This is a genomic window from Clostridium sp. (assembly GCF_036642255.1).
Classification (GTDB): domain Bacteria; phylum Bacillota; class Clostridia; order Clostridiales; family Clostridiaceae; genus Clostridium_J.
This window is the reverse complement of the sequence record NZ_JAVWDJ010000002.1, coordinates 1-15,849: the sequence shown is the minus strand read 5'-3', so window position 1 is coordinate 15,849 and position 15,849 is coordinate 1. Positions and strand designations below refer to the sequence as shown.

Sequence of the window (15,849 nt, the reverse complement as noted above, 5' to 3'; positions counted from 1 at the left end):
AAGTACTTAAGATGTGTTTCATCACAAAGTATAAAAAGTAAGTGATTCTTACAGAAAATATTATTCTACCTTTAAAGCTTAATTAATAGTGCAGAGGATGTTATAGCTTTTATAATTATACGCTTTATATTATCGTAGTATTATTAGAATATTTAATAGTATACAGAAATATTAATCTGTTATTTTTACAACAATAATATGAAAGTTAGTCTATACAATATATTATGTGATATAATATATAATGTATTTTAATTTTGGAAACCTGATTTAGTAAAGGAATGAATTATATGGCAGTTATTGAGTGGAAAAAATTTTTAATTCCCTATGAACAGGCAGTGGAAGAATTAAAGGTTAAGTTTAGGAGTATAAGAAGAGAACTAAGAAGAAAAAATGAATATTCACCCATTGAATTTGTTACAGGAAGAGTTAAAGAAGTGTCTAGTATATTAGAAAAGGCAAATAAATTTAGTATACCTATAGATAGAATTCATTTTGAAATGGAAGACATTGCAGGACTAAGAGTTATGTGTCAGTTTGTTGATGATATAGATAAGGTTGTTAGTCTAATTAGACAAAGAAAGGATATGCAAATAATATATGAGAAGGATTATGTAACCAATGTAAAACATAGTGGATATAGAAGTTATCATATGATTATAAAATATCCTGTAAATATGGCAGATGGAATGACAGAGATTTTAGCTGAATTTCAAATAAGAACCCTTGCAATGAATTTTTGGGCCACAGTTGAACATTCTTTAAATTATAAATATAAGCATAATATACCAAATGATATAAGAGGAAAATTAAAAAATGCAGCAGACGCAGCTTTCCAATTGGATCAACAAATGCTTACTATAAAAGATGAAATAAAGGATGCTCAGAAGCTTTTTGAGGTTAAATCCTCCTTGGTAACAACTATAATGGAAAATATTTTAACCTTATCTTCCTTAGGAAAGATTGCAGAAGCGTCTCGTTTTACAGAACAGCTGAATAGGCTTCTTGAGGTAGGAGAAATTTTTGAACTTACAAGTCTATTAGAGGCAACAAAGAAGGTTTTAGATAGATATAAGCCTTAGTTAAGGTTACGTAAATAACACATATAAAATAGGCTGTGAAAGGTATAAAAATACTTTTCACAGCCTTATTTGTTTTTATAAAAGTAGAATTAGGTTTGTTAGACTATAAGAGAATTTTTGAAAGGATTAATTCGCAACTATATTTACAAGTCTTCCTTTTATAACAATAATTTTTCTTACAGTTTTTCCTTCAAGAGCAGCTTTAATAGTTTGAGTTTCTAAAGATGCTGCCTTAATGCCTTCTTCATCTAAAGAGGTTGGAACATCAATTTTAGCCTTGATTTTTCCATTAATTTGTATAGCGATTTCTACTTCATCTTTAATTAATGCAGATGGATCAAAAATTGGCCATTTTTCATTAAATACAGAATAATTCATATTTAAGTTTTCCCATTGCTCTTCACTAAAATGAGGTGCAAATGGAGCAAGAAGTTTAACATAATCAATTAGAACTTCTTTTAGGAAAGCAGTATTCTTATTTTCTTCGTTAAGATACTTATAAAGAACATTGGTAAGCTCCATTAGTCTTGCGATTGCAGTGTTAAATTGAAGCTTTTCAGAATCTTCAGTTACTCCCTTAATAGCAAAATGTCTCCAATAATTTAGCTCTTTTTCTGATGCTTCAGTAGCTGTTTTATTATTTTGGGTTTTAGAAAGTTCAGAAATAGCAGTTTCAAGAGTTCTTTCAATTCTATCTACAAATCTAGCAATAGCTCTAAGTCCATCATCACTCCAAGCACCACCTTCAGTATAGCCAAAGCCAAACATTAAATACATTCTAAATACATCAGCACCAAATTCTTTAATGTAATCGTCTGGAGAGATAGTATTACCCTTAGATTTACTCATCTTTTGTCCATCAGGTCCTAAGATTAACCCTTGATGGGTCAAGGATAAGAAAGGTTCATCAAAGTTCAAATATCCCATATCTCTTAGAGCTTTTGTAATAAACCTTGCATAAAGAAGGTGCATACAAGCGTGCTCTGGACCGCCAACATACTTATCAACAGGAAGCATCTTATTAATAAGCTCAGTATCAAAAGCTTTTTCTGTATTTTTATTGTCTGCATATCTTAAGTAGTAGAAGGATGAACAAACAAAAGTATCAAGGGTATCAGCTTCTCTGTGAGCTTCACCACCACACGTAGGGCAAGTTGTATGAATAAATTCTTCACATTTTGCTAGTGGAGATTTTCCATCAGGTGCAAATTCCACATTATATGGTAATTCTACTGGCAACTGAGATTCAGGTACAGCAACTATTCCACATTTTTCACAATGAACTACTGGAATCGGAGCTCCCCAGTATCTTTGTCTTGAAACTAACCAGTCACGAAGCCTATAGTTAACTTTCTTAGAACCTAAACCAATTGATTGAAGTTTAGAAACAACAGCTTCCTTAGCAGCTTCACCTTGCAATCCATTAAAATCACTGCTATTTACCATTTTCCCATAATCAGTGAAAGGAAGTTCCTCTCCACCTTCTATAACTCTTTCTATTGGTAAGTTATATTTTTTAGCAAAGGTAAAGTCTCTTTCATCATGTGCGGGTACAGCCATAACAGCTCCAGTTCCATAAGTGTTTAGTACATAGTCTCCAATCCAAATTGGAACATGTCTTCCATTGACTGGATTTATTGCATAGGATCCAGTGAATACACCGGTCTTTTCTCTTGTAATAGATTGTCTTTCAATATCGGATTGCTTTTTAGCAGTTTCTCTGTACTCTTCAACTGCAACTTTATTTTCTTCAACTGTTAACTTATCCACTAGCTCATTTTCAGGAGCTAATACTACGTAAGTTACTCCATATAATGTGTCAACTCTTGTAGTAAATACATCAAAGGATAAATCGCTATTATGAACTTTAAATGTAACCTCTGAACCAGTTGATTTTCCAATCCAATGCTTTTGCATAGATTTAGTTTTTTCTGGCCAATCAAGAGTATCTATCATTTCTAGTAGTTCATCAGCATAGTCTGTAATTTTAAGGAACCATTGAGTTAAGTTTTTCTTAGTAACTTCACTGCTGCATCTTTCACAGGCGCCATCAACTACTTGCTCATTGGCTAAAACTGTATTACAGCTAGGGCACCAATTTACAGGTGCATTCTTTCTATAGGCAAGGCCTTTTTCAAATAGTTTTAAAAATAACCATTGAGTCCATTTATAGTAATCAGGTCTACAGGTTACTACTTCATGATCCCAATCAAACATTGCACCCATAGCTTTTAATTGTGTTTCCATGGTTTCAATATTTTTCTCAGTGGAATCCTTAGGGTGAACTCCTGTTTTAATTGCATAGTTTTCTGCAGGTAATCCAAAGGCATCAAAGCCCATTGGTTGAAATACGTTATATCCTTGCATTTTCTTCATTCTAGCCCAAGAATCTACTGGTCCATAATTAAACCAATGTCCAGCATGAAGCTGGCTTCCTGATGGATAGGAAAACATCTCTAAAACATAAAGTTTTTTATCCATATTATTTTCATCAAATTTATAAAGGTTAGTTTCTTCCCATTTTTGTTGCCATTTTTTATCAACGGTTGTGCTATATTTAGCCATAGTATTTTCCTCCTGTATAAAAAAATAAAAGCCTTCATCTCTGTAAAGAGACGAAAGCTATAGTTCCGCGGTACCACTCTAATTAGATTCAAAGAATCTCACTTGAAAAAATATAACGGTTTAAACCGTACTTGCTTTTCGGCAAGTAAGCTCCTAGGCGAGTTCATATGAATTTATTACTACATTACACCAACCAGTAGCTCTCTAAAAATAAATAACATATTACTATTCCTATTCAAAGCGATAAGTTTTAAATTTCTAAATTGTTATTAAGATTATAGTTTAAAACTAATATATTGTCAATAATTGATTTTAAATCTTATACTTCATAAAAGTATTAATAAAAACCGTGAGAGCATAGTCAAATATATAAAATGCAAATTGAGCACCTAATATAATTAATATTATATTATACTGTAAGGTGAAATTTGGTACAAAAAATGTTTTATATAAATAAAAACTTAATAAAGCCAATAAGTTAAAGTAAAAAAGCTTAAGTACGATTTCTAAGGGAACATTTCTAAGTCTTTCTACTAAGTATTTAATAATGCCATAAGGACCAAACAAAAGGGCGTATAGCAGCCATACTGATTTCATTGGAAGTATGAAATACCCAAGTAAGCAGGAGGCAATATAAACCAATATAGAGGTTCTTAAATCAGTTTTAATTAGACATAAGGGAATAACAGCAGAGGCTATTCCTATAAGAAATAAGGTGTTAAATTGAAGAAAGGTGGTAGTGTAAAGTATTATTAGAGTTATGGTTACAAAAAGGCCACCTCTAGCAACATAAGATGACTTAATAGAACTCAAAACAGTCACCGATCCTTTCGCTTAATAATGATCAAGTTTCTTTTGTTAAGCTGTTACAGTAAGGAGATTTTACACCTAACAAAGTATTTCTATGTAAAGGTGACTCCTACCTGGAGAACGCAGTATACTTATACCATAAAATGTAGCTAAATAATACTAAAGACTAAAAATATCTTTAGTATTATCTAAGTTATATGTGATTTATTATATACAGTCTCCACCCATACATTCGCAACAGGTGTCTAGGGCCCAAATCTTTAAGCACATATTACCGCCGCACATATCGTCATTTCTACCACTTCTGCCGTAATAGGTTTGTCTGTAGTTTTGTTGTCTATTATTTAATTCATTAAGCATTTGTCTGTATTCAAAATTATTTGGTTCCATGCTACAAGCAGTATTAAATAATCTATAAGCACTGTCAAACCAACCTTTTCTAAAATGGATCATCCCCATTAAGAAGTTCCATTCTCCATTTCTGTTAGGTATAGCGTTTAGCTTAGCCTCTGCGCCATTTAAATTTCCTCTGTTAATTTCCATACGTATTTCTTGAAAAATATTGTTATTAGTTCCATAGTTTCCAGTACTAGTATTTGAATATCCACCATTGCCAGTGGAGCCTTGAAAGCCTTTCATTAAGGTATCATAGGCTTCGTTTATTTCCCTTAACTTATCCTCAGCAAGATTTTTTAGTGGATTGTTTTCATATTTATCTGGATGATATTGTTTAACTAGTTCTCTATAGGCTTTCTTAATTTCTTCTTCAGAGGCTCCTTGTCTAACGCCTAAAATTTCATAGGGATTTCTCATCTTTATTGTCACTCCTCATTTTTATTCTTTCTATTTTTTCCATTAAACCTAATTGTACAATATTATATAATAATTCTTGATTTTTTTCCAATGGAAGATTTTCTAAAGCTTTTAAACAGCAATCACCACTAAGAATTAAGTTGAACTCAATTCTTTCTCGTATTTCTTCGATAAATTCTTCATAAGGTAAATTATTAGAGTTAAGGGTCATATTAATGGCATTAAATTTATTTTTCTCCATATCATCCTTTAAATCATCATAAGCATCAATAATATAAATCCAACGTCCAAGATTGTAACCTAAGGTGTATAAAGTTTCTTTAAATTCTTCATCCTTATAATAATAAGAAATTATAAACCCAGTTAAATCCGCGAATTTATCACTAATTTCATCTATGCTATAGGATTCCTTAGATTTTTCAAGGGCATATAGTTCATTTAGTTTCTTTTCCATATAATCTATTAACTCTGTGAACCCCTTATCGCTGGTTTTCATAAATTTTTTTAGTGGTAGGGATAGAAGTTTGCTACTTATTGAATTATTATCATTGTAGTCATCAAGTAGTTTAAAATACATTAAAGTAGTATTACAAAAAGCAGCATAATCTATAGCATTACTATCTACAACTTTAAGCCTTTTTTTTAGAGGATGAGCTATGCAACTATTATTTACATAGGAATTTTTATCTTTATCTAAAGAATCTAATAAAATACCTAAAAAAGTCATATCATAATTCAGGGCAAACCTTGAAACATTTCCGTGGTTGTTTTTTAAAGACATACATAAACCACAGTAGTAAGCTTTGAATTTTTCATAGTCTCTTATCTTAAGTTCCATTTTACATGGCATCACATATCCAAACATTATAATCCTTTCAATGAGCCTTCTATATTTAAAATTTCATAAATTGTCTTAGAAGTTGTGTCTTCCATAGTATAACCTAGCAGTGTTACAATTTCTCTGATTTCATCTTCATTATTTGATTCAATCTCAATGTAAGGAAAAGGGCAGAAGCTTTTATCATTTATGTCAATTTCTACTAGAGAATTCTTATATTTATAGCTTTCTCTATACTTTTTGATTGATTCTACTAACTCTAATCCAAGAGAAGCAAAAATTAATGCTCCTTGCTCTGGATTTTCAATGATAGTTTCATTTTCTTCCATGACCTTGTATTTATCTTGACTTAAAAGTTTTTTTGTTGTCATATAATTAACTTTGCAGTCATGAATTGTATCATCTACTGTCCTAATGCGAGCATATCCTTTTTTATTTAAAAGTCTTCTATCAGGAAAATCGAAAATATTATTAATTTGATGTTCTTCCTTTACCTTAACCGCATCTATGGCTTCTAGTTTCTTTCTCATTAAATCAACATCGATTTTAATGATTCTAGTTTCCATTTCCTTCATGGGAAACACTCCTTTTGCATATAGCATTCTTTTCTAACAACCCTTATAAGAAATTTTTGCGATTTTCAAAGTTTTCAACAAATTTCATGAACCATAGGGTAATTTAAACTTCCTCAAGAAATGGTAAAATTGAATACTTAACTAAATAATTTAATTGCTATAATTTATATTATATAGAAATAATATATAAATTCAATTAAAGTATGATTAAAGTAAGATTAAAATATAATTAAATTTTAAAGATTATAAAGCTATGGATTATAGAAAGAATTAATTATATAATTAGATAGATAAATTAACCTTAGATTTAAGTTAGTTTTTAAGTTGTTTTTTGAGTAAAACCATGAATTAAACTGGTTTATATAAATCTATACGGTTATTTTGAGGAGGAATATTTTGGAATATATAAGAGAAGTTAATATTAATGAAGCAGTAATTCATATTTTAGATAATAATGCAGATGGTGCTATTTTAAATGAGTATGCACTAGACTTAAATGAAGAAACACATAGTTTTTTACTGAAACATATTCAAAGGTGTTTAAAGGATGAAGAACTAAAATATGCTTTTTTTAATAAGGAGAGAAATATAGTTAAGGATTTGTCTCAAGAGTATTTAAATGGAGAAAATAATATTTTAGATGTTTCCAAAGAACTTGCACGCCAAATGTTTATTTTAATGAGATCAAAAGGAAGTATCCCATCTTGTGATTTGGTTACAGTGTCCTTTTCCACAGAATATGGTATGTTCTTAGGTATCTTTAAGATGGATTATATAAAAAACTATATGCATAACGTAGAATATGTAGAAGATAAGATAGGAATTAATATTATACCGCAGTTTACAGGACTTCCTGCAAGTAGTTCTAGAATCCAAAAATGCGCATTCATAAGATCTATAAATGCAAATAATCAGTATGACTTAATGGTTATTGATAAACAAAGTAAGAATAAGAATAATGAGGACTACGGTTCTAATTATTTTATAGATAATTATCTTGGTTGTACTATAGTAGATAACGAAAGAGATCAAACTAAAAATTTTGTTAAGGTAGCTGAAAAGTGGACACAAAATGCATTAAACGAAAATGCAGATAAACAGGAGACTGTTAGAAGGGAACTTAAGAAAAAATTAAAAGAAGAGGACTCAATAGATATACAAAAATTTTCTGAAGAAATTTTTGAGGGAACCCCGGAAATAAAAGAAAGTTTTATTTCCTTTGCTACTGAATCTGGAGTTGGTGAAAACATTACTATAGATAAAGAGTGGGTAGATAAAAAATTAAAGAGAATAAGACTAAAAATAGATAAGGATATTGATTTATATATATCAGAAGAAGCCTATCATGACATGCATAGGTTTGAAATTCAAAGAAATGGTGATGGGAGTATCAATATGATACTGAAACATATACTTAATTATGTAGAAAAGTAGGTGATGTTATGCTAAGAAATAGTAAAAAAGAGTTTATTTATGTGTTGAAATTAGCAGAAAGACTTACCAATGGAGATAACTGGACTCAAAAGGATAATGTTATAGTAGAACAACACTTTAAATATTTGAAGAAGCTTTTAAATGAGGGCGATTTAGTGTTAGCTGGAAACACAGAGGGGTTAAGTAAGGACACCTTTGGACTTGTGATAATTAAGGCTTATACAGAAGAAAAAGCTAAAAGAATTATGGAGAATGATCCAGTTGTAAAGGAAAACATTATGAAGAGCGAATTATATCCTTATAAAATTGATATGAAGAGTTTTTAAATCATTTTTAATATTAAAGCAAGAGAGCTATAGATAAAATATCTATAGCTCTTTTAGAAATTTAAAGTTATTTCATTGAATCTACTGATCCTAAAACGTTTTTAATTTTATTCTCTACTAATGTTTGAAGATTTTTTCTTGCTTCACCAAGATATTTTCTTGGGTCAAATTCAGATGGCTTTTCACTAAATACTTTTCTAACAGTACCTGTTACAGCAAGTCTCAAATCTGTATCCATATTTATTTTACAAACAGCCATTGATGAAGCTTTTCTTAACATTTCAGCAGGAACTCCCTTAGCACCTTTAATTTCTCCACCGTTATCATTGCACATTTCTACATATACAGGATCAACAGCTGATGCACCGTGTAGAACTATAGGATAGTTATGAATTCCAGCTTCCTCTAATTTTCTTGTTATTGTTTCTAATCTCTCAAAATCAAGTTTTGCTTCACCTTTGAATTTGTAAGCACCATGGCTAGTTCCAATAGCAATTGCCAAAGAATCTACTCCAGTTCTTTTTACGAAATCTACAGCTTGATCTGGATCAGTATAAGTAGCTTCATGAGCTGCCACGCTAACTTCATCCTCAACACCAGCAAGCTTTCCAAGTTCAGCTTCCACCACTACTCCTTTTGAGTGTGCATATTCTACTACTTCTTTAGTCAATCTTATGTTTTCCTCATATTCATAATGAGAACCATCAAACATTACGGATGTAAAACCAATATCTATACATTTCTTACATAACTCAAAAGTATCACCATGGTCTAAATGCAATGCTACATCAACACCACTTTCTTCTACAGCAGCAAGGATCATATGTCTTAAGTATTCTGGTCTCATATATTTAATAGCTCCTGAAGAACATTGAAGAATTACTGCAGAATTTTGAGCTTTAGCTCCATCAACTATTCCTTGAATAATCTCCATATTATTGATATTGAAAGCTCCAATAGCATACTGGCCTTCGAAAGCTTTTCGAAACATTTCTTTAGTAGTTACTAATGCCATAATTACTCCACCCTTCATTTATTTATGCAATGTTTACCATTACTACAAATTTATTATAAATCAAATCAAGTGCAAATTCTACTAATATGCAAATTATTTTAATGACATTTTCAAAGGAAAATTCTATGATCCTTTTATGCTAAGAGTGTATTATAAAAAAGTATAAATAGATGAGCATTATAATTCAAATCAAAAGTTGCTGACTAAATGATGATATTAATTGTTTAAAAGATCATTGTTATTCAGTTAAATTAATAAAGAAAATATTATTCACCGTTATTTGCTCCATTTGTCTTACCTCTTGAAGAAGGGTTTTTATTAAGTGAAGTGTGGCTAAGGCCTCAGGTTTATCTTCCTCTTTGCAGTACTGAGTGAGTTTAATAACTTCACTATATATTACATCTACATTAACATGATTTACAAATACAGTCATATGCCTAATGTGCCCCTCATAAATATCTAAAAGTTCGAAGGAACGAATATAAGATTCATCCCATGCCTCATCAACAATATTGGTCTCCATTTTATTTGCTACTTCCAAAAGTTTATCAGCAGTTAATATAATATATTGGCTAGCGAAGAAAAGACAAACACACATAACTACAAAAACTATAATGGAAACTATTATGTTCTTCATGCAATCTATCTCCTTTAGTTTTCCTAGAACATCTTCTCTATTTATTCATTTTTAAAGAAGTATCTTTATATTGTAAGAATATTTTTTCTGATTTTGAATATAAAATAGCTACAAAAATATCAGTAGGATCCTCTACGTTATTTTCTTTAAGTTTTTTTTGCAGCCATATTATGTCTTTGTTCATAAGACGAAGATTTCTATAGTTTATATTTCCATCTAGTATTACAGGAATAGGCAATGGTTCATCCTGTACATCTAAATTTATATCTTCTCTGTTAGGAGGAGAGGATGAAGTTTTGGGTATTATTGATATGTCTCCATTGGTTTCCATCATAGCATAATGTATCTCATTTAAATTAAAATACCCTTTAAGTCTTAATTCTTCCAATAAATCATCTAGATTATATCTTAAGTGTTTAAGCTCTTTTATATCTACTATTCCATCTTTCACCAGTATGCTAGGCTCACCGTTTAAAAGAGTCCTAAGTTTTTCACTTTTAAGTTCAATTACAGATGTCATAATTTGAAGTAATACTAAGGTTGATATTGGAACAATTGCATAAATTAACGGTATCCTGTTATCTTCCATAGGTAGTGTTGCTAGTTCAGAAATCATAAGAGCAATTACTAAATCTACAGGTTGAAGTTGGCCTAACTGCCTTTTCCCCATAAGTCTCATAATGAATACTAAGTAAATATACAAAATAAAAGTTCTAATTATTAAATTAAACATGCCATCACCTCTTGTGTTCATATGTATATTTTCTTCCAAAATCATAAAAATTATTAATACTCGAAAAAGTTTAATTATTAATGTTGCAAGTACACGAATAAAAGTACTTTTCTGTAAAATCAGTAAAAGTACTTAGTTAGATATTAGTTGTAGAAATATTAACTATATTATTTTCAGATTATTAGAGACATTTTTTAAAAGAGGAAATATAATAGTAGTAATCAATTTATCGAGGTGACCATATGAGTAAAGTTATGATAACAGTAAAAAATAACAATATTGAAGTGAATAAAGGACTAAATTGCTATGAAATAATGAAAAAGTATAATTTAGAAGGCAAAGTACCCGTGGTCATGGTAAGAATTAATGGAAAACTAAGTGAGCTTTCAAAATGCATTGAAGAAGATTCAGTTCTGGAATATATAGATATCTCAACTAAGCTTGGAATGATGTGTTATATGAGAACTCTTCAATTTGTTTTAATTAAGGCAACTACTGAGTTGTTTAATAATTCAAAAATTACAATAGAACATTCTTTAAGTAAAGGTTTGTTCGGGGAAATTCATAAAAAACCTAAATTAGGTATTGATGATATCTATTCAATTAAAGAGAATATGAGGGATGTTATTGAACATGATATTAGGATAACTAAGAAAATTTACGATCGAAAAGAAGCTATAGAATTGTTTAGACAAAAAGAAATGTTTGACAAGGTAAAATTGCTTGAGTTTGTTAGCCAAGAAAGTGTTACTATATACGAATTAGACGGAACTATAGATTATTTTTATGGGCCTATGGCATATTCCACAGGAGTTTTAAAGTATTTTGATTTGATTTACTATGAACCAGGATTTATTTTAAGATTCCCAACAATAGAGAACCCTACTGAAATTCCTAGATTTGAAGAACATAAAAAGTTAGCAAAAATTTTTTACGAAGCTGAAGAGTGGGGAAATATATTAGATGTTGGGGATGTAGGCTCTTTGAATGAAGTTATTACAAATGGAGATATTGTTAGTTTAATTAGAATAGCAGAAGCCTTGCATGAGAAGAAAATTGCTTATGTTGCAGATAAGATTCACGAAAAGAAAACTGTAAAATTAGTTCTTATTGCAGGCCCATCCTCCTCTGGTAAAACTACATTTTCTAAGAGATTAGGGATACAGCTCAGAGTGAATGGACTTATTCCAATACCTATTTCCCTAGACGATTACTTTGTGAACAGAAATGATACTCCTAAAGATGAATTTGGTGAACTAGATTTTGAGTCCATCTATGCACTGGATTTTGCATTATTTAATAAACATTTGGAAATTTTACTATCTGGAGGAGAAACCGAACTGCCTACCTATAATTTTAGAACCGGAGAAAGAGAGTGGAATGGACACATGATGAAACTACCAGAAAATGGAGTTTTAATAGTGGAAGGTATTCACGGACTTAATGAAATGTTAACGTCATCTATTTCTCACGATGAAAAATTCAAAATATATATAAGTCCATTAACTCAAATTAACTTAGATGACCACAATAGAATAGCCACTACAGACGTAAGAATGATAAGAAGAATTGTTAGAGATTATCTATCAAGAGGGTATGGGGTTGAGGATACCTTAAAAATGTGGCCGTCAATTAGGCGAGGAGAAGATAAAAATATATTTGTATTCCAAGAAGATGCAGATGCAATGTTTAATTCGGCGGTGATATACGAATTAGCAGTACTGAAGAAATATGCACTTACTGAATTATATAAAATCCAACCTAATAGCCCTGTTTATGATGAAGCAAGAAGATTAATTAACTTCCTTCACTTTTTTAAAGAAGTAGATAAAGATTTTGTACCAACGAATTCACTTGTAAGAGAATTTATTGGGGGAAGTTGTTTTTATCAATATTAGATATATAAAACTTAAATAGTTAATAAATGCTAGGGTTTTATCCCTAGCATTTTTAGAAAAAAAGCTTTTTATAGGAGAACTATGAATTAATTAAATGTAAACCTTTAAAGATAACTTAAATTAAGAATTTAATGAATTTATAAATGTTGCTTTTAAAGAAAAAGTGTTAGACTTAACATGGATAAAGATTTGAATAAAAGAAATAGTTACAAACATAATAACTATAAGATTATTTTTAATGATTTTTAAGGAAAATAAAACGAGAGTCATTACAAAATATAAATATGTTTAAATTAAAGCGAATATTCAACAGAATGCACTTAATAAAAAGTTAGCATTCATTTAAGTCAGAAAGCAACGGACTTGTACATTATATAATACATATATTTTATAGGAGGAACTTATGAAAAATTATAGTGCATTTGATATTCTCGGTCCTATTATGATTGGACCTTCTAGTTCTCATACTGCGGGAGCTGCAAGGCTCGCCAAAATTGCTGCTACAATTGCTCCTAATGAGATTAGGGAAGTTAGGTTTTTATTACATGGTTCTTTTGCAAAAACATATAAAGGTCATGGTACTGACAGGGCATTGGTAGCTGGTATTTTAGGTATGGATCCATGGGATGAAGATTTAAGAGATTCATTGAATATCGCCAAAGAAAAGAAGTTAGAATTTACTTTTGAAGAAGCAGATTTAGGTGAAGTTCATCCAAACACTGTAAAGTTCATTATGAAGTCAGATAATGGAGTAATTTCAGAAGTTACAGGATCATCTGTAGGTGGTGGCAATATATTAATTTTTGATGTGGATGGCCAAAGGGTAGAATTTACCGGAGAATATCCTACATTAATAATAACACATTTGGATGTGCCTGGAATGATACATAAGGTAAGCACCTTACTATATAATGAAGACATAAACATTGCATTCATGAATGTATATAGGAGTGCAAAAGGGTCAGAGGCATTTATGGTGGTAGAAACAGATGGGAAAGTAGAATCTGGGGTTATTGATAAAATTAAAGAATTAGGTAACATAAAGAACATAGAAGAAATTATACCACCAACGAAAGGGGAATAAGAAAATGTTTGTTAGTAAAGCCACAGAGTTAATACATATATGTGAAAGTAATAATATTACTATAGCTGAATATACACTTAGAGAAGAAATTGAGAATACAGGTGTTAGTCGTGAAGAACTTATTGAAAAGATGGGAAAAAATCTAGAGGTAATGATGAATTCCTCTAAGGAAGCAATGGAAAGAGAAGTTTATTCCATAAGTGGGCTTATTGGTGGAGAGGCAATTAAAATAAAAAAATATTATGAAAATAATGCGACACTATGTGGAGATTTTATGGGCATGGCCATGGCTAGAGCTCTTTCCTGTTCAGAAGTAAATGCTGCTATGGGTAAAATTGTAGCTGCACCTACTGCGGGAAGTTGCGGAATTATACCAGCTTCAATCATAACTGCAGGAGAGAAACTAAATAAAAGTAGAGAAGAAATGATAATGGCTCTATATGCAGCATCAGGAGTGGGAGTTTTAATTGCGAAAAATGCTACTTTAGCTGGAGCTGAAGGTGGATGTCAAGCAGAGTGCGGTAGTGCGGCAGCAATGGCATCAGCTGCAGTTGTAGAAATGATGGGAGGAAGTGTCTCAATGGCATTTCAAGCAGCAGCAATGGTAATAAAAAATATTGAAGGCCTAGTATGTGATCCTATTGCTGGTCTAGTAGAAATTCCTTGCGCAAAAAGAAATATTGCAGGAGCTATTAGTGCTTTAACTATGGCTGATATTGCAATGGCGGGAGTAGAAAGTAAAATTCCTTTTGATGATACTATCATATCAATGTATAAAATAGGAAAAGCTCTTCCAAGTGAATTAAGAGAAACAGCTATGGGTGGGCTTGCTACAACTCCAGCAGGAATAAGGTTAAGAGATAAAATTTTAAAGTAAATTTTTCAACTCTATAGTATTAAATCACTATATATTGGTGTGCAAATTTCCAGCATAAAATTGGGTGTGAGTTAATATATTTATTGTGAACTAATATATAGGGTGGTTGAGAATGGCGCATAGAAGAGTAATGGAAACCTATTATAAAGATGTAAATAATTTAGCAGATTTATTAAGCAAACTAGTAAATTCATATAGATTGTTAATCGGTGGAGCAAATGAGTTAAATGGCATTGCCTTAGCAAGCAAAAATGATATTAAGGAGGCTCTTAAAAGAGCTCGCGACCTTGGAGATATAATTGATGGAGTAATTGACACACTGGAAGTATCTACAGATAGCTGTAACTGCTACACTAGATTGAAAAGTGAAATAATAAGTAATAAAATACATGTAGATTATATTGAAACTGAAATAACGGAAGATTTAAAATTACAAAATTAGTAAAAGTTGTAGAAATAAAAATAAAAGGCGAGAGTTTTTCTCACCTTTTTTTTATTTGATATTTACTAACCATTAAATAAGACAAAAGAATAATTGTTATAATTGGAAATAATTGAGGAACGTTTTTTGTTTCAGTAAGAAGTGCAATTATTGCAAGCAGACTTCCAGCAATTGTAATAGGTACTCCTGTAAAAACATTATTGAAGTCTGAACAATTATATCGAGCTAATCTAAAAGCTCCAGCTACAGGAAATAAAATTAATAAAATATAACCTATAATTCCTAAATTGTCAAATTGATATAATGAGAATGCCAATAATGAAGGTGCTACTCCAAAAGATACTAAATCTGCTAATGAATCTAGCTCCTTACCAAGCTCGCTTGAAACTTTTAAAAATCTGGCAACAGTTCCATCATATCTATCCAAAACACCTGCTAAAAGTATTAATACACCCGCAACTTTAAAATTTCCTAACATAGTATATTGAATTGAGAGTATACCACATACCAAATTTCCGAAGGTCATTGTATTTGGTATCGAGGATTTATTCATTTAATCACCTCACAAAGAAATATCTTAATACTAATATATTATAGACATTTTAGTATTAGAATAAAAGAACAGATAATAGCAATTTAATATATTTACAATTCTAACATAAATATAAAATTATAGATATATTTAATGAAAATAAATAATGTAAATCTTTATATTTTATAATG

At 30.5% G+C, this 15,849-nt stretch carries 15 protein-coding genes and 1 other annotated feature; of the genes, 7 read left to right on the top strand and 8 right to left on the bottom strand.

The features are described from left to right. Positions 1 to 287: 287 nt before the first annotated feature. The gene (locus RR409_RS00990) at positions 288 to 1,079 is read left to right on the top strand and encodes a GTP pyrophosphokinase family protein (RefSeq protein ID WP_332555846.1); all 792 of its coding nucleotides are present in this window, start codon (positions 288 to 290) and stop codon (positions 1,077 to 1,079) included. Between the two features lie 126 nt (positions 1,080 to 1,205). Here RR409_RS00990 and leuS read toward each other — a convergent pair whose 3' ends face one another. From leuS to RR409_RS00970, 4 genes are all read right to left on the bottom strand, one after another. After that, the gene (leuS, locus tag RR409_RS00985; RefSeq protein ID WP_332555845.1) at positions 1,206 to 3,644 is read right to left on the bottom strand and encodes a leucine--tRNA ligase; all 2,439 of its coding nucleotides are present in this window, start codon (positions 3,642 to 3,644) and stop codon (positions 1,206 to 1,208) included. A 43-nt stretch (positions 3,645 to 3,687) separates the two neighbouring features. Further along, positions 3,688 to 3,892: a binding site (T-box leader), on the bottom strand. A gap of 769 nt (positions 3,893 to 4,661) precedes the next feature. Then, positions 4,662 to 5,267 carry a DnaJ domain-containing protein gene (locus tag RR409_RS00980; RefSeq protein WP_332555844.1) on the bottom strand — a complete coding sequence of 202 codons (606 nt, stop codon included), beginning with the start codon at positions 5,265 to 5,267 and terminating at the stop codon, positions 4,662 to 4,664. Continuing rightward, positions 5,251 to 6,132: a DUF5685 family protein gene (locus RR409_RS00975; protein WP_332555843.1), complete on the bottom strand. Its 882-nt coding sequence runs from the start codon at positions 6,130 to 6,132 to the stop codon at positions 5,251 to 5,253. Before RR409_RS00975 ends, RR409_RS00980 begins: the two co-directional genes overlap by 17 nt. After that, positions 6,132 to 6,680: a CYTH domain-containing protein gene (locus tag RR409_RS00970; RefSeq protein WP_332555842.1), complete on the bottom strand. Its 549-nt coding sequence runs from the start codon at positions 6,678 to 6,680 to the stop codon at positions 6,132 to 6,134. Before RR409_RS00970 ends, RR409_RS00975 begins: the two co-directional genes overlap by 1 nt. A 396-nt stretch (positions 6,681 to 7,076) precedes the next feature. Here RR409_RS00970 and RR409_RS00965 point away from each other — a divergent pair, with 396 nt between their 5' ends. Together RR409_RS00965 and RR409_RS00960 are read left to right on the top strand one after the other, a co-directional pair. Next, entirely contained in the window at positions 7,077 to 8,114 is a 1,038-nt protein-coding gene (locus RR409_RS00965) for a nucleoid-associated protein (protein ID WP_332555841.1), read from the top strand. An 8-nt stretch (positions 8,115 to 8,122) separates the two neighbouring features. Continuing rightward, positions 8,123 to 8,440, top strand: coding sequence for a YciI family protein (locus RR409_RS00960; RefSeq protein ID WP_332555840.1), 318 nt, complete (start codon positions 8,123 to 8,125; stop codon positions 8,438 to 8,440). Between the two features lie 67 nt (positions 8,441 to 8,507). Here RR409_RS00960 and fba read toward each other — a convergent pair whose 3' ends face one another. The 3 genes from fba to RR409_RS00945 form a co-directional block, all read right to left on the bottom strand. Further along, the gene (fba, locus tag RR409_RS00955) at positions 8,508 to 9,455 is read right to left on the bottom strand and encodes a class II fructose-1,6-bisphosphate aldolase (protein WP_332555839.1); all 948 of its coding nucleotides are present in this window, start codon (positions 9,453 to 9,455) and stop codon (positions 8,508 to 8,510) included. 238 nt (positions 9,456 to 9,693) lie between these two features. Beyond that, complete coding sequence (locus RR409_RS00950; RefSeq protein ID WP_332555838.1) at positions 9,694 to 10,092, bottom strand: DUF4363 family protein; 399 nt, start codon at positions 10,090 to 10,092, stop codon at positions 9,694 to 9,696. A 37-nt stretch (positions 10,093 to 10,129) separates the two neighbouring features. After that, on the bottom strand, positions 10,130 to 10,825 hold the full coding sequence (locus tag RR409_RS00945; RefSeq protein WP_332555837.1) for a DUF421 domain-containing protein: 696 nt from the start codon (positions 10,823 to 10,825) through the stop codon (positions 10,130 to 10,132). Between the two features lie 242 nt (positions 10,826 to 11,067). On the opposite strand from RR409_RS00945, the gene RR409_RS00940 reads away from it, so the two are divergent. From RR409_RS00940 to RR409_RS00925, 4 genes are all read left to right on the top strand, one after another. Continuing rightward, positions 11,068 to 12,723, top strand: coding sequence for a nucleoside kinase (locus RR409_RS00940; protein WP_332555836.1), 1,656 nt, complete (start codon positions 11,068 to 11,070; stop codon positions 12,721 to 12,723). Between the two features lie 403 nt (positions 12,724 to 13,126). Then, positions 13,127 to 13,807, top strand: coding sequence for an L-serine ammonia-lyase, iron-sulfur-dependent subunit beta (gene sdaAB, locus RR409_RS00935; protein WP_332555835.1), 681 nt, complete (start codon positions 13,127 to 13,129; stop codon positions 13,805 to 13,807). Between the two features lie 4 nt (positions 13,808 to 13,811). Next, a complete protein-coding gene (gene sdaAA / locus RR409_RS00930) occupies positions 13,812 to 14,684 on the top strand; it encodes an L-serine ammonia-lyase, iron-sulfur-dependent, subunit alpha (RefSeq protein WP_332555834.1) in 873 nt (290 codons plus the stop codon). 112 nt (positions 14,685 to 14,796) lie between these two features. Next, positions 14,797 to 15,126 (top strand): hypothetical protein, encoded by a 330-nt coding sequence (locus tag RR409_RS00925; protein ID WP_332555833.1) that lies wholly within the window; start codon positions 14,797 to 14,799, stop codon positions 15,124 to 15,126. Positions 15,127 to 15,166: 40 nt separating this feature from the next. Here the strand turns inward: RR409_RS00925 and pssA are convergent, their stop codons facing one another. Further along, positions 15,167 to 15,679 (bottom strand): CDP-diacylglycerol--serine O-phosphatidyltransferase, encoded by a 513-nt coding sequence (gene pssA, locus RR409_RS00920; RefSeq protein WP_332555832.1) that lies wholly within the window; start codon positions 15,677 to 15,679, stop codon positions 15,167 to 15,169. Positions 15,680 to 15,849 lie beyond the last annotated feature (170 nt).

What these genes read in the sequence shown, in the direction of transcription:
- sdaAB (WP_332555835.1), top strand. Translation starts at nt 13,127, where the DNA reads ATGAAAAATTATAGTGCATTTGATATTCTCGGTCCTATTATGATTGGA.
- pssA (WP_332555832.1), bottom strand. Translation starts at nt 15,679, where the DNA reads ATGAATAAATCCTCGATACCAAATACAATGACCTTCGGAAATTTGGTA.
- RR409_RS00925 (WP_332555833.1), top strand. Translation starts at nt 14,797, where the DNA reads ATGGCGCATAGAAGAGTAATGGAAACCTATTATAAAGATGTAAATAAT.
- RR409_RS00945 (WP_332555837.1), bottom strand. Translation starts at nt 10,825, where the DNA reads ATGTTTAATTTAATAATTAGAACTTTTATTTTGTATATTTACTTAGTA.
- fba (WP_332555839.1), bottom strand. Translation starts at nt 9,455, where the DNA reads ATGGCATTAGTAACTACTAAAGAAATGTTTCGAAAAGCTTTCGAAGGC.
- RR409_RS00970 (WP_332555842.1), bottom strand. Translation starts at nt 6,680, where the DNA reads ATGAAGGAAATGGAAACTAGAATCATTAAAATCGATGTTGATTTAATG.
- sdaAA (WP_332555834.1), top strand. Translation starts at nt 13,812, where the DNA reads ATGTTTGTTAGTAAAGCCACAGAGTTAATACATATATGTGAAAGTAAT.
- RR409_RS00975 (WP_332555843.1), bottom strand. Translation starts at nt 6,132, where the DNA reads ATGTTTGGATATGTGATGCCATGTAAAATGGAACTTAAGATAAGAGAC.
- RR409_RS00980 (WP_332555844.1), bottom strand. Translation starts at nt 5,267, where the DNA reads ATGAGAAATCCCTATGAAATTTTAGGCGTTAGACAAGGAGCCTCTGAA.
- RR409_RS00990 (WP_332555846.1), top strand. Translation starts at nt 288, where the DNA reads ATGGCAGTTATTGAGTGGAAAAAATTTTTAATTCCCTATGAACAGGCA.
- RR409_RS00950 (WP_332555838.1), bottom strand. Translation starts at nt 10,092, where the DNA reads ATGAAGAACATAATAGTTTCCATTATAGTTTTTGTAGTTATGTGTGTT.
- RR409_RS00960 (WP_332555840.1), top strand. Translation starts at nt 8,123, where the DNA reads ATGCTAAGAAATAGTAAAAAAGAGTTTATTTATGTGTTGAAATTAGCA.
- leuS (WP_332555845.1), bottom strand. Translation starts at nt 3,644, where the DNA reads ATGGCTAAATATAGCACAACCGTTGATAAAAAATGGCAACAAAAATGG.
- RR409_RS00940 (WP_332555836.1), top strand. Translation starts at nt 11,068, where the DNA reads ATGAGTAAAGTTATGATAACAGTAAAAAATAACAATATTGAAGTGAAT.